The sequence below is a fragment of the Delftia sp. 11MD genome (assembly GCF_050907895.1).
Taxonomy (GTDB): Bacteria; Pseudomonadota; Gammaproteobacteria; order Burkholderiales; family Burkholderiaceae_C; genus Comamonas; species Comamonas tsuruhatensis.
Genome location: NZ_CP194333.1, coordinates 4,798,724 through 4,817,278 on the forward strand (window position 1 = coordinate 4,798,724; position 18,555 = coordinate 4,817,278).

Below are 18,555 nucleotides of genomic sequence, written 5' to 3' on the forward strand. Positions count from 1 at the left end.
GCGCTTTTTGCCCCTGCCGGGGGTTGCTTTTCGGGGCCGGGTCTCGGCCCGGCGGCCGACTGCCCTTTCTTGATTCGCCAAGAAAGGTCAGATCAAAGAAGGCGACCGGTACGACTCACACTCATAGGTGACACATCAGTACAAGGACATGGGTAACAGATCCAAGCTTGGCAGCTGGAGCCAACAGCAGCCAAGGAGCGATCACCATGCCCTGGAAGGAGTGCGCACCCATGGACGAGAAACTGCTCTTCATAGCCGACCATCTGCGCAGTGGCGTGCCGCTGAGCGAGCTGTGCAGGCGCTACGGCATCAGCCGCAAGACGGCCTACAAGTGGGTTGAGCGATACCGCCAACTGGGCATGGATGGATTGCAAGAGCGCAGTCGCAGGCCCCACGGGAACAATCAGGCGATCAGCTATGCACAGCGCCGGGCCATCATTGAGCTGCGCACGCAGCAAAGGTCACAGATGGGGCCCAAGAAGCTGCACGCTTTGCTCCTGCAGCGTTGGGGCCCACAGGAGACACCCAGCAAAACCACCATCTACAACGTGCTGAAGGCTGAGGGGCTTGTTTGCAGCAGGCGTGTACGCAGACGCTCGGTGCCTACGGCCCAGCCCTTGCGAACGAGCAAGCAGCCCAATGGGGTGTGGAGTGCAGACTACAAAGGCCAGTTCAAGACAGCCGATGGTCACTGGTGCTATCCATTGACCATCATGGACCACGCCAGCCGCTATTTGCTGGCCGTGCATGTCTACGACAGCCCCAACTACGAGGATGCCAAACGCAGCTTTGAACAGGTGTTTCGGCAATACGGACTGCCCGAGCGCATACGCAGTGACAACGGTCCGCCGTTCGCGACTACTGGCGTGGCGGGCCTGTCACGCCTGGCGATATGGTGGATAAGGCTGGGCATCAGCCCGGAGCGCATCGAGAGGGGCAAGCCACAGCAAAACGGTCGCCACGAGCGGATGCACCGCACGCTCAAGCATGCCCTGGGCAAAGAGCCTGCGGCGGACAAAGCGGCATTGCAGATGCAGCTCGATGCCTTTGTGGAGCACTACAACCAGCAGCGCCCGCATGAGGCCTTGCAGCAAAGCATGCCGGCCCAGCATTACAGCGACTCGACCAGGCCATACCCCTCAAAGCTACCGGAGCTGGAGTATCCGAAGCATTGGGAAAGGGTTCGGGTCAGCCACAACGGCTTGATTTACTGGCGAGCGCTGCGGATCTACATAGGCTACCTGCTGGCGGGGCAGTGGATCGGGATGCAGGAGGTGGCCGCTGGGCAGTGGGATGTGTATCTGGGGCCGGTGCGACTGGGCTGCTTCAACGAAGAGGATGTGCGAGGACCCCAGAACGACTATGTGAGCTTGAAGTGTTACCCATGTCTGTGAGCTGAGTTGTTACCCATGTCCTTGACACGTACAACCCGAATGTCCGCGACCCTTCGCTTCGCTGCGGGCAACCTGCGCCGGGCCGCCTGCGGGGTTCGCCGTGAAACTCGTTGCGCGCTGCGCGCTCCACTCAAACATCACGGCGAGTCAGTTGACGAAGCAGTCCTGTCCTTCGGCAGGACTGCAACCCCGCAGGCGGCCCGGCGCAGGCGTGGACATACGGGAGGGGTGAGAGGGGGCCTGGGTCAGGGGCAGCATGCTGCCCGCTGCACGTTTGCCGCCTCTTTTACCTCGCGCGTGCGTTGATCACGGCCTCGGCCACGTTGCGCGGTGCTTCGGCGTAGTGCTTGAACTCCATGGAGTAGGTGGCACGGCCTTGCGTTTGCGAGCGCAGGGAGGTGGCGTAGCCGAACATTTCGGACAGGGGCACTTCGGCCTTGATGGACTTGCCGCCGCCGGCCATGTCGTCCATGCCCTGCACCATGCCGCGCCGCGAGGACAGGTCGCCCATGACGGTGCCGGCGTAGTCTTCGGGCGTCTCGACTTCCACGGCCATCATGGGCTCCAGGATGACGGGGCTGGCCTTCCTGGCGGCTTCCTTGAAGCCGAAGATGGCCGCCATCTTGAAGGCCATTTCGTTGGAGTCCACGTCGTGGTACGAGCCGAAGGTCAGGGTGACCTTGACGTCCACCACGGGGTAGCCGGCCAGCACGCCGCTGGTCAATGCCTCGACCACGCCCTTTTCCACCGCAGGGATGTACTCGCGCGGCACCACGCCGCCCTTGATGGCGTCGACAAACTCGAAGCCCTTGCCGGGTTCCTGCGGCTCCACCGTGAAGACCACGTGGCCGTACTGGCCCTTGCCGCCTGACTGGCGCACGAACTTGCCGTCCACATCGGTGACTTTCTTGCGGATGGTCTCGCGGTAGGCCACCTGGGGCTTGCCCACGTTGGCTTCCACGTTGAACTCGCGCTTCATGCGGTCCACGATGATTTCCAGGTGCAGCTCGCCCATGCCGGCAATGATGGTCTGGCCCGATTCCTCATCGGTGCGCACGCGGAAGGACGGGTCTTCGGCCGCCAGGCGCGACAGGGCAATGCCCATCTTTTCCTGGTCGGCCTTGGACTTGGGCTCCACGGCCTGGGCGATGACGGGCTCGGGGAAGACCATCTTCTCCAGCACGATGGGCGCGGACGGGTCGCACAGGGTCTCGCCCGTGGTCACGTCCTTCAGGCCCACGCAGGCGGCAATGTCGCCGGCGTGGATTTCATCGACCTCCAGGCGTTCATTGGCATGCATCTGCACGATGCGGCCGATGCGCTCCTTCTTGTCCTTGACGGAGTTGAGCACGCTGTCGCCCTTGTTCAGCACGCCCGAGTAGACGCGCACAAAGGTGAGCTGGCCCACGAAGGGGTCGGTCATCAGCTTGAAGGCCAGGGCAGAGAACTTCTCGCTGTCATCGGCATGGCGCACGATGATGGAGCCGTCTTCCGCATGGCCTTCCACGGGCGGCACTTCCAGCGGGGAAGGCATGAGCTCGACCACGGCGTCCAGCAGGCGCTGCACGCCCTTGTTCTTGAAGGCCGAGCCGCACAGCATGGGCTGGATCTCGCCCGCAATGGTGCGCAGCCGCAGGCCGCGCAGGATGTCGGCCTCGGGCAGGTCGCCCTCTTCCAGGTAGCGGTTCATCAGGTCTTCGCTGGCCTCGGCAGCCGCCTCCACCATGGACTCGCGCCACTTCCTGGCGTCTGCCACCATGGCTGCGGGAATGTCCTGGTACTCGAACTTCATGCCCTGCGTGGCCTCGTCCCAGATGATGGCCTTCATCTTGAGCAGGTCCACCACGCCGGTGAACTGCTGCTCTGCGCCAATGGGCAACACGATGGGCACGGGGTTGGCCTTGAGGCGGTCGATCATCATCTGCCGCACGCGCAGAAAATCCGCGCCCGTGCGGTCCATCTTGTTGACGAAGGCCAGGCGCGGCACCTTGTACTTGTTGGCCTGGCGCCAGACCGTCTCGGACTGCGGCTGCACGCCGCCCACGGCGTCATAGACCATGACGGCGCCGTCAAGCACGCGCATGGAACGCTCCACCTCGATGGTGAAGTCAACGTGGCCCGGGGTGTCGATGATGTTGATGCGGTGCTGTTCAAAGCGGCCGTCCATGCCCTTCCAGAAGCAGGTGGTCGCCGCCGAGGTGATGGTGATGCCGCGCTCCTGCTCCTGCTCCATCCAGTCCATGATGGCGGCGCCCTCGTGCACCTCGCCCAGCTTGTGGCTCACCCCGGTGTAGAACAGGATGCGCTCGGTCGTGGTGGTCTTGCCGGCATCGATGTGCGCGGAGATACCAATGTTGCGATAGCGTTCTATGGGGGTATGGCGGGCCATGAAAGGACTCCTGGGTGCTACGAAAGCGTAAGTGCGTGATCTGCCGGTTCGAAGGGTCGGATTCTCGCGGGGGTTGAATGAGGGTTGATGACAATTGGAATGTACGAAGACAATCGTACTATCTTCCGCAACTTCTTGCAGAACGATCCATGTTTTCACCGCGCCATGCGCCTGTCTGCCAGATAACTGCCCGCGCCACGCCGCATCAGCGACGTGCGGCATTGCTTCCATGGCACAGTGGCGCCCCATCGACAGGATTGCGGCTTGCGCAAGAAGGAACGCAACCAGTGCTCTTCCACAGGGCGCAGCGCGTTGCTGCCACCTGTTTGCGTAAGTCCTGAGGACGATTCATGCTTGCCAACCACCCCGACCGCGAACAGATACGCCTGGAAAACCTGCTCAACGCCTTGGGCAACCCCCTGCGCCTGGCCGTGGTGCGCGCGCTGGCCGCAGGCCATGAGCGCGCCTGCGGCTCGCTCTTGCAGGGCCAGTCCAAATCCACCATGACCCACCACTGGCGCGTGCTGCGCGACAGCGGCGTGATCTGGCAGCGCCCCGATGGCCGAGAAAACCTGCTCTCCCTGCGCCGCGAAGACCTGGATGCGCGCTTTCCCGGCCTGCTGGACGCGCTGCTGCAGGCCCTGGCCGAAGACCCGCTCACCGAACAGGCCACGGCCCCGCACCTCAAACCCTGCCCTTGAAGCCCCGCCCCTGCAACGCAGGCGGCAGCCCTGCGCCCTACCCTTTCACGGCAAGCGCCACAGCAACGCCCTCATCCGCAAACCGCTTGGCCGCCTTGAGCAGATAGCTCACGGCATAGAGGATGGGGTCATCGGCCTCGTCGCCATTCAGATGGTCCACCACCTCGACGGCATAGCCCAGATCCACCGCCGTGTCGTGCAGCAGGCCCAGCAGCTCCTTGTCCTGCGGCTCCAGCGACTGCGCCTGATCGGCCTTGGCGTAGTAGATGCGCAGCAGGTCGCGGCAGACGCAGTTGATGGCCGTGACCTTGTGGCGAGCGTGCAGCTCCAGCACTTCGAGGGCAGCGCCCAGGTGCAGGACGGCGTCGATGGCCAGGTCGTCGAGTTTGGGTTCGGAAATGGTGCAGATGTCTTGATCCATCGAAGCCTCCTCTGATGATTGAAGCCTGCGTCTCGGCCTCGTACCGAGCTGTGCCGGATGCAAGGCAGCAGCAGCCCAAAATCAACAAAAGAGTTAAATATAACGTGGTTTAAATTGCATCAAAAACTGACGCTCTTGCCCATGCAAAAGCGTCCTGTCAAACGCGGCCGTCCAGTCGGCGCCACTTCATTTGATGCAGACATTGCCCGGGCTTTCGGCGCGGCGGTGCGCTCCCTTCGCAACGAGCGCGGCATCTCCCAGGAGTCATTGGCCAACCTCGCCGATATCGAGCGTTCTCACATGGGCAAGGTGGAGCGCGGGGAGCACATGCCCACGCTGGTCATCGTGTTCAAGATTGCGCGGGGGTTGGGGTGTGGCGCGGCGGAGGTGATGGGAAGGGCTGAGGAGGAACTGCGGGGCGGGACTGCGGACTAGCAGCCGAGATTCGCTGAGCTTCGAGACCTCCAAAAGAACGGCCGAAACCGGAGGTTGGGCATGGATGACATCAGTGCGCTCATGAAAGCCATTGACGATGGGCAAATCACCGAAGTGAGACGTCTGCTTGAGGCTGGCGTCGATGCCAACGCAATGGATGAGGAAGGCCAGTCGCCTCTGATGGCAGCGGCTTGTGCAAACGACTTGAAGGCCCTGGACTTGCTGCTGCAGTACGGCGCCGATGTGAGGCGGGCCTATGCGGACGGGTGGACTGCGCTTCACATGGCCGTTGATTTTTCAATCGACTCGACTATTCAACGCGGAGGGGATCTTGGGGATGAACCGCTTGATGCCATCCTCTGGCTGCTCGCGCACGGGGCTGACGTGTACGCAAAGACTGAGAGGGGTGAAACGGCGGTTGACTTTGCTCGGGCGTATTGTTCGGGGCGCGTTGAACGGGTGCTCTTGGTAAGCCAGTCTTGAAAGTGTCGAACGTTCGCGAGCGCCCAGGCATACCTTCAAAGTCGGCAGCCAGTCGGGAACAGCCAGCCAAACGGCCCGCTTGGCCGGCGGCATCAGACTGAGCAACGTCAGTTGCAGCTACCATCCAAGCCTGAGTCCTTATGTCACCCTAGTTGCCAAGGCGGGTAGTGTGCTGTCTATGCGCTGGAAGGACTTGAGCGCCGCGGCGTTTTCCAAATCAGTCTTGAACCACATCATCAGCTCTAGTATCTCTTCGGCAAGAGTTTCGAAACGTTGCGTTGAGATACTGAGATACTCCCCATGCGCAATCCTATTTCTTGAGGCCAACAGGGTCTCATCAATCAGATTGAAGCGAGACGAGTATCGGGCAACATCGATACCCAGCCAGCCCGCAATATTGACAAACACATCCGACTTCAGGTTCCCCTCTGCGGTAATCCCTGTGACTGGTAGCAAAGCTGGCTTATCAAGCAACGACATAAGGTGCGTAATTGCTGGAACGGCTACTGAAGATTTCCCACTATCACCCATCAGACTGAGCTTGGTTTTGATACTCAGCGCAATAAATGAGTCCTGCAAATCGCGCGTCTTCATTCCACGTGCTGACACAAAGACGACGTAGGCATTAGAGGCATTTTTTATAAAACCCTCCCAGTGTGCGTATAACATGGCAACACCTGCCCGAACATGAACATCCGCCTTCTTCGCCTTGGCTGATTTCGCCATTACGCGCAATTCAATAATCTCTTTGCGTCGCCACGCCAAATCATCATCTAAGTAGTTTGTCAGATCCTCTGTTGACCTGATCTTCATGGCTTAAAATACTCTACAGCAAAGGGAAGCAGATTGGCCATCCGCGTTGTTCCGCGAACACCCTGACCAGAATAATTTGAATAAATTTCGTTTGTCCACAAAGAACGAACCTTGTCGACTAGCCAACTCTGACGCTGGGCATCATTTAGCATAGCCATAATATTCTGTCGATTTTCCGCTACACCGTAAGCGATAACATCAAAGGCGGCAAGCATAGATCGGCCTGTATGTCGATTGCCGTCCCAGCGCTTGAATGCTTCGCCATTAAACGTCTTCCACAATAGCTCAAAAGTCCAATCAAAGGTTATTGATTCATCGGCCAGTTCGTTTGCAGTCAGCGCGCTCAATTTACGTGCTGCGTGGTCTAGATACTCATTAACATCCAACCCTTTAGTATACGCCTCACGTCGGTAGGCCACAAAGCGCAATACCATTTCATTATCTTGTGCCAACTCCTGTTGCGTGGGAGTGAGCTGAATTGTGTCTTTGAATTCCTGCTTGGCAGAATGATCGCGAATCCAATTGAAAAAATTCTCATTGAGCATCACCAGAACGCTGTTGCGAACCTCCTGGTCGCTGAGTTTCGATCCTCCTGTATTGAGACGCTGAAACAACTCGTACTTGGCATCTTGATCGCTTTCCTTGCGCAAAATCTCCACTCGAATTCTAGCCCGCTTTATTTCGAGCTGAAGCGGAGTATTGAAAACATTCGCATCACCGACTTGGCCACTTGTCCATTTCATACCATCCAACGATGGCAGAAAATTAGTCCCTGATAAAACCAGTGGATCCATAAGTTTTCCATTAACCTGCAACACCCCCATCAAATGCAGAGCAGTCGAGATACGCTGGAGACCATCAATCAGCTCCCAGACACCGTCTTCACGCTGAAAAACAAATACCGGAGGGACCGGAAGCCCCAATAGAATCGATTCAACAAAGCGGGTCTTCTGAGAATCTTCCCAACGAATTAGGCGTTGATAAGCGGGGGCAATTATTAGTTCATCATTCTTGTAGAGGCTTGCGATTTCGCCCAGCGACATCTCATAGCCATCGGTAACGACTTGTCGTTTTGCCTTTTCCAATTCAGCCTGCAGATTTTGAACGCTCATTTAATATACCTTGGTAACTCCGCATGTAGCATGCCATTTTTCAGAAATGAAACGGCCTTGGTAAACGCTTATTAAAAAAAACACCAGTGGAGCCTCACCAGCTGGCCGTATCATGCAGAGGGTGGTGAACAAATGCAATGCCTTCTACGCAACCGCTTTATTGTAGCCAACAACAGGAGCGCAAGCCACACGCTAAACCCAAGGTGCATACAGGGTATGCAGCAACACAACGATCACAATGTGCAGGAACCACGCTACGGTTACCTTCGCGCAACGCCCATTCGACACACAATGACTTAATTTCGTCAATGGCTGCTTAGGGTGTGTTATGAACTACTGGCACAAGCTAGCAGTCGTGCGGCATTGGGCAGCATGAGCACGGCAAAGAAGAGGGAGTGCAGTCCGCTGAGCACCTCGGGCAGCCGTCCATAGTCCAGAGACAGTCGTCGAAAGCGCGCCAGCCAACCAAAGCTACGCTCAACCTCCCAGCGCCTGGGCAGCAGCACGAAGCCTTTCTTCGCTTCAGGTAGCTTCACGATCTGCAGTGTGATGTCATTTTCCTGTGCGACCTCTCGCGCCTTCTCTCCGGTGCCGCCCTGGTCTACCTACGCCAGCTCGACCGTGTGGCCCGTGGCCTGCTGCACTGCGGCGCAGAGGTGGTCGACTTGGGCACGCTCCTGTTCGTCGGGCGGCGTGACGTTCACCGCCAGCAGGTGGCCGAGCGTATCGACTGCCACCATATGCACCTTGCTGCTTCGCCTGCGCTTGTAGCCGGCGTAGCCTGCGCGCGGTCCGCTCTCGCTGCTCGACTGCAGCGTGCGACCATCGAGCGCGATCGCGCTCGGCTGACCCTGCCGGCCCTGGGCCACGCGAATGATCGAGCGCAGATCCGAGACCATCGCTTCGAAGCAGTCCGCCTCCACTCAGCGGCGGCTCTGCTGGTAGACCGCCTCCCACGGTGGGAAGTCGTTGGGCAACAGACGCAAAGGTGCGCCTCCACGAACCAGCTAGCACAGGGCGTTAAAGACTTCGCGCAAGTTATGGCGGCGCTGCGGCGCCGCCTCTTCCATCAGCGTCAGATAAGGGCCAGCGAAGCTCAATTCTTCGTTGCTGACGTCCGTCGGGTGGGGCTTGCGGGGCATAGCCGCGCTCTAACCTCACTGCTATTGCGGCGCTCAAAGTTAAGAAAACGCTCTAAGCGGCTGATTTTGTTCAATTTCAAGCATAGAGAAAGCCACCAGCGCGAGCAGTGGTGGCTTGGTACAGCGCGTGGGAGAACAGGTTATTCGTGCGTAGGTTTTTCCATCCAGGACTCGTTTCACTTGGCCACGTCTTTCGCCCCGATGCGCACGTAAATTTCCTCGGGCGTGTGGGTTTTAGCGAGCTCGCGTATTGCCTTGACCTATACCACGGACAAGCGCCCATCCCGCCCGCAAATCTGCGCCATCGCCCAGTCGTTGTCCTTCCACTTTTCGGCGACCCATGGCGCTAGCAATCCCAAGCGGGCATGGTCATTCAGCCACTTGTGCAGTATCTTGTCGCGGTCATCGGGCAGAGGAACGACGCCTTTCGAAAGCAATCCGTTTTCGCGCAGGCCGCTCTTTCCGCCCGGCACCATGTTGAGCCGGCGCTCGTCATCCCAATGCCCTTCCACTAGGAACTCTTCCGCCTCGTAGAGCTGCTTCAGATCGTCGGTGATAGCCATCACCTTGTGGTGCACGTACGTGAGACGCTCGCCCTCTAGCTCTTCTAGAAATCGGCGATGGAAAAGCAATGAACTGCCAGTCTCAATCGCGCGATGGTACTCAGATCAGCGCTTTTGCCAGCTGCGGGTGGACACACCCACATAAAAGGACCCGTCGTCGGGGTACGACGCACCAGCGCCGAAGATGTGCTGGTAGAAGACGTATGCGCGCTCGGAGGTAGTGCTTGGACGATAGCAGGAAGTGCGCGGGCACCGAAAATACAAGGCTAGGGCTCCTGATGGTGCTTTCTTCAATCTGCGTAGTTCCGTGCATGGCCGCAGCCTAGTACAGGGGATCAGTAACGACTTCCACCGAAATCGTAGGCTGGATAGCTAACTCGCCTTCGCCCAGGGCGCCGAGACCTTACTCTGACTTGCGGTCCACCGTTCTGTGCCCATCCATGAGCTTCCGCAACGGAGAGATGCCCCCCGGACGGTCGCCCATGAAAATCATGCGCAGCACGGGTATCACTTGGCCTGGCTTGAGCCTAAACACAGTGGGGATAGCCACCCGCGCCCATCCCCGCGCGTAGTCGGAGGACCGCACGAAGTCTTCAAGCAGCTGCTCAACCTCGCGCCGCCGTCCAATCACAGACTTCGGCGCCAGATGCTCCCACCAAGCCTTGTTTAGCTTCATCGCGTCATCGCCTATCCTTCAAAATCCGGCAGCCAAGGCTATCGTTGACGTGCCATTTGAGAGCCAAGCTTGCACGTCTGTGGCTCCTACTTCTAAACCAGTGCCGAACGCGGCATCGCCTTGCGGGGCATCACCGGCCTCTAGCCTCATTACTATTGCAGCGCCTAAAGTTCAGAAAACGCTCTAGAAATTTCCTCAACTGCTACCCGGGTTTTCCCGAAATTAAGATTGTGGCCCACTTGTAGAGGCTGTGCCAAAACACTCAAACAGGCTGACACGTCAGACATGGAGTCGCTTCGATCAACGACTTTTTGACTGCATCTTCCTTCAACTCCGGCGTATAGCTGCAGGCGCTCATGACCGGCCTTTATGCTTGAAGAATAGGCCTATTCCCACCATAGGCCGCAGGTCAATGGACGACTCAAACGGGATTAGCAGCTCAAAAGTCGCGCATTCTACACCACCTACACTGCCCTTGATGAAATCACCATCTCATCACTCAAGAAAAAAAAACTGAGCAATGTTCTGAGCAATAATTTATTGAAATATTTAGATACACGAAAAATGGAAACCACAATACAAATTCAATTCGAAGGCAATCAAGCTGACGACGGAAGAATCAACCTTTATGATGCAGCAGAAGCACTAAAAGGTTTAGCAACCTCCATAAATATAATCACACAAGCCTTTTCTAATGACGATCATATTCAAACAAAAGTCCCCATACAAAAAGAGTTCAAAACATTCTTCAGCGCGGCAAAAAAAGGCTGCTTTGACATATTTATAGACGTCAAATTTGAACAAAAAACAATCCAAAAACACGGCGCCAGTGTGGTCAAAGATAAATATTGGGACTATTTAACAGAAGCATTTGCAGCCAGCACAGGAAATTCCGAAAATAATACATCCCATTATTTAAGAAAATTTCTGGATGAAAATCCAGGTCTATTTGATGAAATGGCCATTGCAATTGACTCCCATGTTTTAAATATACACAGACCAATTTGCAATGGAAGTGCAAAATCCGCAAAATTAATAAGACCTTACTCAGGAGAAAAGCTCGAGTTAAATAAGAAAACTCACATTTACTTGAGCACTCTAACAAAAGAAAGAAAAATAACTCACCTAACCGGCAACGTCACAAGGCACAGCAATATTAGTGGCTTTGGAAGAGCCTATATAAAAGAATACAACAGGATCATTCCTTATTATATTGTTGATCACAAGAAAAAGGGGAAAGCAGTCGATACCTTAGCAGCAGAGTCATTACGTGACGGCTCAGCGCTTGGAATAGGGAAAGGCGGATTATGCAGTTTTGAAGTAAACCTAGTACGCGACAATAAAGAATACATAAAAAAATTTGAGCTAATCAACATCACACCAATTCTTCCCGACACTAATAATAATGAGTAGAGAAGAAATTTTTTGCAGCGCTTTCAAAATACCGTTTTTTGAAAAGTGCATGACCATGTCGGAATGGTCAGCCACATGGCAGGCTGTTGGAATTATTGTCACTCTAATAGTTGGCATTGCCACCGTAATAAAAGTATGGAAAGACTTAAACAGCACTAGAGAGCAAAAAAAAGCAGCTGACAAGTTAGAAAAAACAAAATTTCTTCTCGAACAACATCGTAGATTATTTGACAGTCAAGATCTAAAAGATGTTCTACAACATATCGACGGAGACGATATTGAATTATCACAATTTTACTTCTGGGAAAAAAATAGAAAATTTATTGTTTTTATCGAAGAAATACAAATATTAATAAATTCAGGATATTTAGACGAAACATCTTGCCAGTACATGTTTGGCTACTATGCTCATTGCGCATATACCGGAGAAAATTTTAAAAAGGGAATAAATTTTGAAGATAAATATTGGGGATTATTCACAAAGTTCGCAAAAAACTACGAATTATATGAACCACAATTCACTCAAGATTTTGTTTCGAAAATATCAATTTAAATCTCAAATTCGCTGAACAAGCGACTCTGCACATCGAGCTCAAAAATATTGCATTTTGAATCCAATAAGCACGCTCATCTAAAGCATTAAACTCCAAAGTTTTGCCAAAACCCGTAGGACAATATGTCAAAAAATATCGCCCACATGAGTTGCAATCACATTACAAGCATCAAAGTTTTTCCAAAATAATTCATCACTTACCGAAGCCAATAAACTATAGAACTTTTCATTAACAGCAAGCAATTTCCACCAAAATTCGATGCTCTGCGTGGCAATTCCGTTTAGTTACACCATTGCCGCAAGCGAGTATTGCGAGGCCCGTAGTCGCAAACCTTACCGGCGTGCAGCTTCATAGGACAATTTGGTGCTTTCTTTTTCCCCCAATGATGGTATGTACCGCGTCTAAACGCTTTTCGAATTTCCTAAACTATTCGCTGCGCGCGCCGCTAATCGTAGTCATCAACAGAATGCCTTAAGCCTTTTGAACAATTTCGTACGCTGGACGAGGCCTATATCTGAGATTCAGGCTAAGGGTGCTTCCGGTCACGTTCGAACGGCAGGGACAAGAAGGCGATGCTTACAACTGAGCACCTTTGCCCCATACCCCACACACTCCCTCCACACCCCCGCCCCATAATCCCGCCCGCAACCCCCAGCCCTCCCCCGGCCCTTCTTGCAGGCACAAGACATGACTTCACTGACCGAGCTGTGGCAGGCAGCCATCACCTGGCTCGCCACCCACGCCGTAACCCCCACCGTCCACTGGCTGGACATCGCCCAGGCGGCCGGTGATCCGCGTGAGATTGCCGAGGCGGTGCTGATTGCGGCGCTGCAGTTGTTCCTGATCGCGGGCGTGATGCGGCCGCTGGAGAGCCTGTTTCCGGCCGAGCGCTGGAGCGACCGGCGGCTTACCACGGTGGACCGCAACTACACGCTGCTGATGCTGCTGGGGCTGTTTCCGCTGTTCAGTTTTCTGGTGCTGATGCCGTTTGCCAGCATGCTGGGCGGCGGGCCGGCGGCCGAGGAGGCGACGGGGCTCAAGCACTGGGTGCCGTGGTTTGCGGACCATCCGGTGGCGCTGTTCCTGGTGTACTACGTGGTCTACGACCTGGTGTATTACTGGATGCACCGCGCCCAGCATGTGATTCCCTGGTGGTGGGCCATGCACAGCATGCACCACAGCCAACGGCAGATGAGCTGCTGGAGCAATGACCGCAGCCATTACCTGGACGGCATGCTGCAGTCCTTCATCCTGGCCACGGTGGGGCTGGCGATGGGGGTGGAGCCTTCGGAGTTTGCGCTGCTGGGGCTGCTGAGCGAGCTGGTGCAGAACTTCTCGCACGCCAATGTTCGGCTGCGCCTGGGCTGGCTGGGCCGGGTGGGTGAGCGCGTGCTGGTGGGCCCGCTGTTCCACCGACACCACCACATGCTGCGCGACCCCGAGCGGCCCACGCGCCACAACTGCAATTTTGGGCAGGTGCTGCCCTGGTGGGACATGCTGTTTGGCACGGCGCTGTACACCAACGAGCCCGTGCGCCCCACGGGCGTGAGCGACCCCGAGGTGGATGCCGACAACGAGCGCGGGCTGGTGGCCATGCAGTGGCATACGCTCAAGCGGTTCTGGGGAGCGTTTCGCCGGCGCGAGGGCTGGCGGCTGGGCGATGTGTCCTTCGGGCCGGGCTACCGGCCCATTCATGACGACGATGGAGCCCAGCCCCATCCTGCGGCCGGGGCGGCTGCGGTGACCGGGGCGGCCGGGGCTGCGCCTACGGCTCCAGGTTCGGCCTCATCAGCGCCTCGAACCAGTCGATGAAAACCGCCAACCGGCGCGAGCGCTGGCGGCGGTTCGGGTACAGCAGCGCCACGGGCATGGGCGCTGCGCGGTGGGCGGGCAGCACTTCCACCAGCTCGCCCGTGTCCAGCAGGTGCTGCACGTCATAGCGCGGTATCTGGATCAGCCCCAGGCCGGCGCGGCAGCAGGCGATATAGCTTTCTGCATTGTTGGTGACCACTCGGCTGGGCACGGCCAGGGTCTGCGGCCCAACCACCCCATCCACCCCATCCACCCCATCCACATCGCTCGTCCCACTCCATTCCCAGGGCAGTTCCCGCCCCGTGCGCGGCGAGGCATAGCCCACGCTCCAGTGGCCGTGCAGCAGGTCCTGCGGCTGCTCGGGCAGGCCGTGCTCACGCAGGTAGGCGGGGCTGGCGCAGTTGATGAGGGCAATGCAGCCCTGCGGGCGCACGACCAGGCTGCTGTCATGCAAGGTGCCCACGCGCACGGCGCAGTCCACGCCTTCCTGCACCAGATCAATGGCGCGGTCTGACGAACCAAGCACCAGTTGCAGCCCCGGGTGCCGGCGCATGAGCCCCGGCAGCGCGGGCGCCAGCAGGCGGCGCGCGATGCGGCTGGGCACGTCCACATGCAGCCGGCCCGTGGCCTGGCGCGTGCGGGCCTGGAACATCTGCTCCACGTCCTCGGCCTCTGACAGCAGCGGGCGCACACGCTCCAGCAACTGGGCACCATCGGCCGTCAGGCTGACTTGGCGCGTGGTGCGGTGCAGGAGCCTTGCGCCCACCTGCTCCTCCAGCTGCTGCACGGCGGCGGACACCGTGGCGCGCGGCAGGTCCAGGGCATGGGCGGCCTTGATGAAGCTGCCCATCTCGGCCACCTGCATGAAGATCCGGTATCGGTCGAGTCGGTCCATGGGACGCAGCATAGTCCGTGCAGCGGTCCTTCTACTTGGCCTACTTGGTGGTGTAGCCGCCGTTGATGAGGATGGTCTGCCCGGTGATCCACCAGCCGTCGCTGACCAGGTGGCGGATGAAGGGCACCACGTCCTCGATATGCGTCAGCCCCGAAGGCGAGAACGGCGACAGCGCCGCCGCGCTCTTGTGATAGGCCACGGCGTCCGCGCCTTCCTGGCCGTAGAAGAACGGCGTGTCCATGGGCCCCGGCCCCACGGCCGTGACCGAGATGCCCCGCGCCCCGAACTCCTTGGCCGCCGCCCGCGTGAAATGCTCCACCGGCGCCTTGGTGCCCGCGTAGGAGGAATAAAACGGCGTGAACGCCCCCAGCAGCGAAGTCACCAGGGTCACGATCTTGCCGTGGTCGTTGACATGGCGCCCCGCCTCCTTGAGGAAGAAAAACGCCGACTTGCCGTTGACGGCGGCCATCTCGTCGTACTCCGCCTCGCTGATCTCCATCAGCGGCTTCTTGAGCACCTTGCCCACGGTGTTGATGGCAATGTCCGGCCGGCCCACGGCGTCCACGGCCTCTGCAAAAAGCCGCTCCACAGCGCCAGCGCGCGTCAGATCACCCTGCAGCGCCACGGCCTCTGCGCCCAGCGCCCGCACTGCGGCCACCGTGGTCTCTGCCTCAGCCCGGGAAGACTCGCTGTTGTAGTGCACCACCACGGCCCGCGCGCCGTGCCCCGCCAGATCACGGGCAATCAGCCCGCCCAGATTCTTGCCGCCGCCTGCAATCAGCGCCACCTTGCCGCGAATGGAATGGTCTGCCATGGAAACGCTCCTTGTGCTTGGATGAAGCACCCAGCTTAGGCAGCCCGCCCCCCGCGATAAACCCGCGCAGCCGGGATGGATCATCCAGAAAACCAGAACAATCGCGCCCGAATGCTGCCTGCAAATGTCCCCCGGCAGTTCAAGCCCTCCCCTCCCGTATGCCCGCGCCTGCGTCGTGGCGCTTGCGGGGTTGAAAGCCTGCCGAAGGACAGGCTTGCTTCGTGATCTGACTTGCCGCAGTTGTCTGAACGGAGCGCGCAGCGCGCAGAGAGTTCTGCGGCAAACCCCGCAAGCGCCACGACGCAGGTTGCCCGCAGCGAAGCGAAGGGTCGCGGGCATTCGGGTCGCCTTCTTTGGCCCGGTTTCTTGGCGAGACAAGAAAGCGGGTCGGCCGCCGGGCCGAGACCCGGCCTCGAAAAAACACCCCCCGGCAGGGTCAAGAACAAGCTACACACCGCCCGCGCCCCAAGACATCAGGACAGCTCGCGCTCGTACATATACCTCCGCGACCAAGGCAACGAAGCAGCCCCCTGCCCCGCCCTCCGACAAACAACCTGAAAAATAGACACATCGTCATGCTCAAACGCATAAGCACACCCCGCCAAATACACCCTCCAGATCCGAAACCTCTCCTCCTCCACCAACGCCCGAATCTCCGGCACACAAGCCTCAAACCGCTCCAGCCACAACTGCAACGTGCGCACGTAATGCCGCCGCAGCCCCTCCACATCCAGCACCTCCAGCCCCCCACGCTGCATGGCCTCCAGCGCCAGGCTCAGGTGGGGCAGCTCGCCATCAGGAAACACATACCGGTCGATGAACGCACCGCCGCCCAGGGCCGTGGCGCCCACGTCCGCATCGGTGGAGGTGATGCCGTGGTTCAGCGCCAGGCCGTCGTCGGCCAGCAGCTCGCGCATGTGCGCGAAGTACATGGGCAGGTTGCGGCGGCCCACATGCTCGAACATGCCGACGCTGGTGATGCGGTCGAAGCGCCCCTGCACGTCGCGGTAGTCCTGCAGGCGGATCTCGATGCGGTCGGCCAGGCCTGCGGCGCGCACGCGCTCGGTGGCCGCTTCGAACTGGTTGCGTGACAGCGTCACGCCCACGCAGTGCGCGCCAAAGTGCTGGGCCGCGCGCAGCACCAGGGCACCCCAGCCGCAGCCGATGTCCAGCAGGCGCTGGCCGGGCTGCAGGCGGATCTTGGTGAGGATGTGGTCCAGCTTCTTGCGCTGGGCGGTGGCCAGGTCCTCGTCGCCGTTCTCGAAGTAGGCGCAGGAATAGACCATGCCCTCGTCCAGCCAGAGGCGGTAGAAGTCGTCGGACACGTCGTAGTGGTACTGGATGGATTCGCGGTCCGTGCTGCGGCTGTGCCGAAAGCGCCTTGCCGCGCGCGCCGCAAGCGCCAGCCGCCCCGGACCCTTGCCCGCGCCCTGGGTCTTGGACATGCGGCGCGCCAGCGCATAGCCGAAGTCGATGATGTCGGGCAAGCGGCCGTCGATGTCGATCTGGCCCTTCACATAGGCCTGGCCCAGGTGGTCCAGGCTGGGGTCCAGCAGCAGCGGCAGGGCCGAGGCGCTGCGCACGGTGAGCGTGACGCGCGGCTGCTCGAAGCGGCCGAAGTCGAACTGCTCGCCATTCCACAGCACCAGCCGCGCCGGCAGATCGGCCCGCGCACGCACGGCCTCGGCCCAGCGCCTGAGCTTTTTGTCCCAGAACATCGCGCATCTCCCCGGGGCTGGCGGCGCCCCCTTTTGACATGAACCGCATGAAAAAGAAATGACGAGTCTTGCCGGTTCATGTGACGGCAAGACGTCAGCACGGCAGCCCGCGCCGGTAGCGGATCGATACAGACCCGATGGCGCCCACGCCCCGCCAGCGGCCCGGCTTGGGGCACACTGGCCGGCGTTCCAACTGCCCCGGCGCGAAGGCGCCTGCGACAGACACTATGCAAGCCCATGACCTGAGCATCGAGCACTGCGTCGAGCACCGCAACGAACAACGCAGCACCGGCGGCTATGGCCTGCCGGCCGGATTTCAGGAACCTGCCATCGAACTGGAGCCAGTGACGCCATGGCCATGACCCATACCCAGGCGCTGTCCAAGCTGGCAGCCGACACCCTGGTGCAGACCCTGGAGGAAGACGTGGCGCGCGTGATGGCGCGCACGTTTGCGCTGGGCCGGCACGATGCCGCTATCGCGGCCAACTACGGCGGCCATGCCCTGCCGCCCCTGCTGCGGCGCTGGAGCTGCGTGCTGCAGGCCGGTGACGCAAAGGCAACGGCGCTGTACCGGCACAAGACGGCGCTGGCCCTGGCCATCGTGCTGCACCGAAACGGCCTGGCCGACGCGGGCCTGAACGCGGCCGCGCGCACGGCCATCGATGTGCTCAATGCCGAGGTGGCGCTCAGCGATGACTTCTTTCGCAAGTCGGCGCAGATCCGCCAGGACTTCCTGGACACGCCGCCCGCGCCGCCCAAACGCTCGCCGGGCCTGCCCGACAGCCTGACCTTCTACCGCGCGGCCGATGTGGTGGCCATGGAGCTGGACGGGCGCTTTTACGCGCTGTACGTGCACGGCTGCGCCCGGACCAACCAGAGCCCCATCGTCGAGTTCTACGACGCGGTGTTCGACCACGTGCCGCAGATGGCGGAGCTGGCCGACGTGCGCGCCCGGGGCCGGCGCTACAACGATGGCGTGGGGCGGGTGGCGCGGTTTTCCATATCGGGCCTGAAGTTCCTGCCCGACCCGGCCGGGCAGTTCACCCTGGTCAAGGCCTGCGTTGAGACGCCGCCGGACCCGGGCCATCTGCAAAAGGGCGACTGGCTTTACACGGTGTCCGACATCTTCGAGCTGCAGTCCGAGGTGGACACCATGTTCGGCCCCGGCGGCAAGCCTTGAGCCCTGGCAGCGGCCTGTTCTTGCCTGTTTTCAAGAGGAA

17 protein-coding genes and 1 pseudogene are annotated in these 18,555 nt (G+C 59.1%); 9 read left to right on the forward strand and 9 right to left on the reverse strand.

Annotated elements, in window-relative coordinates:
• The first annotated feature begins 206 nt into the window (after positions 1 to 206).
• Positions 207 to 1,394, forward strand: a complete 1,188-nt coding sequence (locus ACRSCF_RS21965; RefSeq protein WP_411165070.1) for an IS481 family transposase — start codon at positions 207 to 209, stop codon at positions 1,392 to 1,394.
• A gap of 286 nt (positions 1,395 to 1,680) precedes the next feature.
• On the opposite strand, the gene fusA is transcribed toward ACRSCF_RS21965, so the two are convergent.
• Entirely contained in the window at positions 1,681 to 3,783 is a 2,103-nt protein-coding gene (gene fusA / locus ACRSCF_RS21970) for an elongation factor G (protein WP_244386616.1), read from the reverse strand.
• Between the two features lie 350 nt (positions 3,784 to 4,133).
• Between fusA and ACRSCF_RS21975 the strand changes: the two genes are divergently transcribed.
• Positions 4,134 to 4,484, forward strand: coding sequence for an ArsR/SmtB family transcription factor (locus ACRSCF_RS21975; protein ID WP_034369288.1), 351 nt, complete (start codon positions 4,134 to 4,136; stop codon positions 4,482 to 4,484).
• Positions 4,485 to 4,521: 37 nt separating this feature from the next.
• Here the strand turns inward: ACRSCF_RS21975 and ACRSCF_RS21980 are convergent, their stop codons facing one another.
• Positions 4,522 to 4,905, reverse strand: a complete 384-nt coding sequence (locus ACRSCF_RS21980; protein WP_034369290.1) for a hypothetical protein — start codon at positions 4,903 to 4,905, stop codon at positions 4,522 to 4,524.
• Positions 4,906 to 5,046: 141 nt separating this feature from the next.
• Between ACRSCF_RS21980 and ACRSCF_RS21985 the strand changes: the two genes are divergently transcribed.
• Both ACRSCF_RS21985 and ACRSCF_RS21990 read left to right on the forward strand, forming a co-directional pair.
• Positions 5,047 to 5,340 carry a helix-turn-helix domain-containing protein gene (locus tag ACRSCF_RS21985; RefSeq protein ID WP_016453859.1) on the forward strand — a complete coding sequence of 98 codons (294 nt, stop codon included), beginning with the start codon at positions 5,047 to 5,049 and terminating at the stop codon, positions 5,338 to 5,340.
• A gap of 60 nt (positions 5,341 to 5,400) precedes the next feature.
• On the forward strand, positions 5,401 to 5,823 hold the full coding sequence (locus tag ACRSCF_RS21990; protein WP_016453860.1) for an ankyrin repeat domain-containing protein: 423 nt from the start codon (positions 5,401 to 5,403) through the stop codon (positions 5,821 to 5,823).
• 138 nt (positions 5,824 to 5,961) lie between these two features.
• Here the strand turns inward: ACRSCF_RS21990 and ACRSCF_RS21995 are convergent, their stop codons facing one another.
• The 4 genes and pseudogenes from ACRSCF_RS21995 to ACRSCF_RS22010 all read right to left on the reverse strand — a co-directional run bounded on the left by ACRSCF_RS21995 (position 5,962) and on the right by ACRSCF_RS22010 (position 9,453).
• Entirely contained in the window at positions 5,962 to 6,636 is a 675-nt protein-coding gene (locus tag ACRSCF_RS21995) for an MAE_28990/MAE_18760 family HEPN-like nuclease (RefSeq protein ID WP_082254228.1), read from the reverse strand.
• Positions 6,633 to 7,748 (reverse strand): GmrSD restriction endonuclease domain-containing protein, encoded by a 1,116-nt coding sequence (locus tag ACRSCF_RS22000; RefSeq protein ID WP_016453862.1) that lies wholly within the window; start codon positions 7,746 to 7,748, stop codon positions 6,633 to 6,635. Before ACRSCF_RS22000 ends, ACRSCF_RS21995 begins: the two co-directional genes overlap by 4 nt.
• A 326-nt stretch (positions 7,749 to 8,074) precedes the next feature.
• Positions 8,075 to 8,890, reverse strand: a pseudogene (locus tag ACRSCF_RS22005) (IS5 family transposase).
• A gap of 260 nt (positions 8,891 to 9,150) precedes the next feature.
• Positions 9,151 to 9,453 carry a hypothetical protein gene (locus ACRSCF_RS22010; protein WP_016453867.1) on the reverse strand — a complete coding sequence of 101 codons (303 nt, stop codon included), beginning with the start codon at positions 9,451 to 9,453 and terminating at the stop codon, positions 9,151 to 9,153.
• A 1,240-nt stretch (positions 9,454 to 10,693) separates the two neighbouring features.
• On the opposite strand from ACRSCF_RS22010, the gene ACRSCF_RS22015 reads away from it, so the two are divergent.
• The 3 genes from ACRSCF_RS22015 to ACRSCF_RS22025 all read left to right on the forward strand — a co-directional run bounded on the left by ACRSCF_RS22015 (position 10,694) and on the right by ACRSCF_RS22025 (position 13,908).
• The gene (locus tag ACRSCF_RS22015; RefSeq protein WP_016453869.1) at positions 10,694 to 11,542 is read left to right on the forward strand and encodes a hypothetical protein; all 849 of its coding nucleotides are present in this window, start codon (positions 10,694 to 10,696) and stop codon (positions 11,540 to 11,542) included.
• 49 nt (positions 11,543 to 11,591) lie between these two features.
• Positions 11,592 to 12,095 (forward strand): hypothetical protein, encoded by a 504-nt coding sequence (locus ACRSCF_RS22020; protein ID WP_143044528.1) that lies wholly within the window; start codon positions 11,592 to 11,594, stop codon positions 12,093 to 12,095.
• A gap of 688 nt (positions 12,096 to 12,783) precedes the next feature.
• On the forward strand, positions 12,784 to 13,908 hold the full coding sequence (locus tag ACRSCF_RS22025) for a sterol desaturase family protein (protein WP_244386619.1): 1,125 nt from the start codon (positions 12,784 to 12,786) through the stop codon (positions 13,906 to 13,908).
• Here the strand turns inward: ACRSCF_RS22025 and ACRSCF_RS22030 are convergent.
• From ACRSCF_RS22030 to ACRSCF_RS22040, 3 genes are all read right to left on the reverse strand, one after another.
• Positions 13,862 to 14,803, reverse strand: coding sequence for a LysR family transcriptional regulator (locus ACRSCF_RS22030; RefSeq protein ID WP_034369500.1), 942 nt, complete (start codon positions 14,801 to 14,803; stop codon positions 13,862 to 13,864). The two genes, ACRSCF_RS22025 and ACRSCF_RS22030, sit on opposite strands and share 47 nt — an antisense overlap.
• Positions 14,804 to 14,843: 40 nt before the next feature.
• Positions 14,844 to 15,617, reverse strand: coding sequence for an SDR family oxidoreductase (locus ACRSCF_RS22035; RefSeq protein WP_016453872.1), 774 nt, complete (start codon positions 15,615 to 15,617; stop codon positions 14,844 to 14,846).
• A 473-nt stretch (positions 15,618 to 16,090) separates the two neighbouring features.
• On the reverse strand, positions 16,091 to 17,335 hold the full coding sequence (locus ACRSCF_RS22040; protein ID WP_183018804.1) for an SAM-dependent methyltransferase: 1,245 nt from the start codon (positions 17,333 to 17,335) through the stop codon (positions 16,091 to 16,093).
• A gap of 227 nt (positions 17,336 to 17,562) precedes the next feature.
• Between ACRSCF_RS22040 and ACRSCF_RS22045 the strand changes: the two genes are divergently transcribed.
• On the forward strand, positions 17,563 to 17,697 hold the full coding sequence (locus tag ACRSCF_RS22045) for a hypothetical protein (RefSeq protein ID WP_279613701.1): 135 nt from the start codon (positions 17,563 to 17,565) through the stop codon (positions 17,695 to 17,697).
• Positions 17,688 to 18,515, forward strand: a complete 828-nt coding sequence (locus tag ACRSCF_RS22050) for a hypothetical protein (RefSeq protein ID WP_034368945.1) — start codon at positions 17,688 to 17,690, stop codon at positions 18,513 to 18,515. The genes ACRSCF_RS22045 and ACRSCF_RS22050 overlap by 10 nt, the downstream gene beginning before the upstream one ends.
• Positions 18,516 to 18,555: the final 40 nt, after the last annotated feature.

What these genes read in the sequence shown, in the direction of transcription:
- ACRSCF_RS21965 (WP_411165070.1), top strand. Translation starts at nt 207, where the DNA reads ATGCCCTGGAAGGAGTGCGCACCCATGGACGAGAAACTGCTCTTCATA.
- fusA (WP_244386616.1), bottom strand. Translation starts at nt 3,783, where the DNA reads ATGGCCCGCCATACCCCCATAGAACGCTATCGCAACATTGGTATCTCC.
- ACRSCF_RS21975 (WP_034369288.1), top strand. Translation starts at nt 4,134, where the DNA reads ATGCTTGCCAACCACCCCGACCGCGAACAGATACGCCTGGAAAACCTG.
- ACRSCF_RS21980 (WP_034369290.1), bottom strand. Translation starts at nt 4,905, where the DNA reads ATGGATCAAGACATCTGCACCATTTCCGAACCCAAACTCGACGACCTG.
- ACRSCF_RS21985 (WP_016453859.1), top strand. Translation starts at nt 5,047, where the DNA reads ATGCAAAAGCGTCCTGTCAAACGCGGCCGTCCAGTCGGCGCCACTTCA.
- ACRSCF_RS21990 (WP_016453860.1), top strand. Translation starts at nt 5,401, where the DNA reads ATGGATGACATCAGTGCGCTCATGAAAGCCATTGACGATGGGCAAATC.
- ACRSCF_RS21995 (WP_082254228.1), bottom strand. Translation starts at nt 6,636, where the DNA reads ATGAAGATCAGGTCAACAGAGGATCTGACAAACTACTTAGATGATGAT.
- ACRSCF_RS22000 (WP_016453862.1), bottom strand. Translation starts at nt 7,748, where the DNA reads ATGAGCGTTCAAAATCTGCAGGCTGAATTGGAAAAGGCAAAACGACAA.
- ACRSCF_RS22010 (WP_016453867.1), bottom strand. Translation starts at nt 9,453, where the DNA reads ATGGCTATCACCGACGATCTGAAGCAGCTCTACGAGGCGGAAGAGTTC.
- ACRSCF_RS22015 (WP_016453869.1), top strand. Translation starts at nt 10,694, where the DNA reads ATGGAAACCACAATACAAATTCAATTCGAAGGCAATCAAGCTGACGAC.
- ACRSCF_RS22020 (WP_143044528.1), top strand. Translation starts at nt 11,592, where the DNA reads ATGACCATGTCGGAATGGTCAGCCACATGGCAGGCTGTTGGAATTATT.
- ACRSCF_RS22025 (WP_244386619.1), top strand. Translation starts at nt 12,784, where the DNA reads ATGACTTCACTGACCGAGCTGTGGCAGGCAGCCATCACCTGGCTCGCC.
- ACRSCF_RS22030 (WP_034369500.1), bottom strand. Translation starts at nt 14,803, where the DNA reads ATGGACCGACTCGACCGATACCGGATCTTCATGCAGGTGGCCGAGATG.
- ACRSCF_RS22035 (WP_016453872.1), bottom strand. Translation starts at nt 15,617, where the DNA reads ATGGCAGACCATTCCATTCGCGGCAAGGTGGCGCTGATTGCAGGCGGC.
- ACRSCF_RS22040 (WP_183018804.1), bottom strand. Translation starts at nt 17,335, where the DNA reads ATGTTCTGGGACAAAAAGCTCAGGCGCTGGGCCGAGGCCGTGCGTGCG.
- ACRSCF_RS22045 (WP_279613701.1), top strand. Translation starts at nt 17,563, where the DNA reads ATGCAAGCCCATGACCTGAGCATCGAGCACTGCGTCGAGCACCGCAAC.
- ACRSCF_RS22050 (WP_034368945.1), top strand. Translation starts at nt 17,688, where the DNA reads ATGGCCATGACCCATACCCAGGCGCTGTCCAAGCTGGCAGCCGACACC.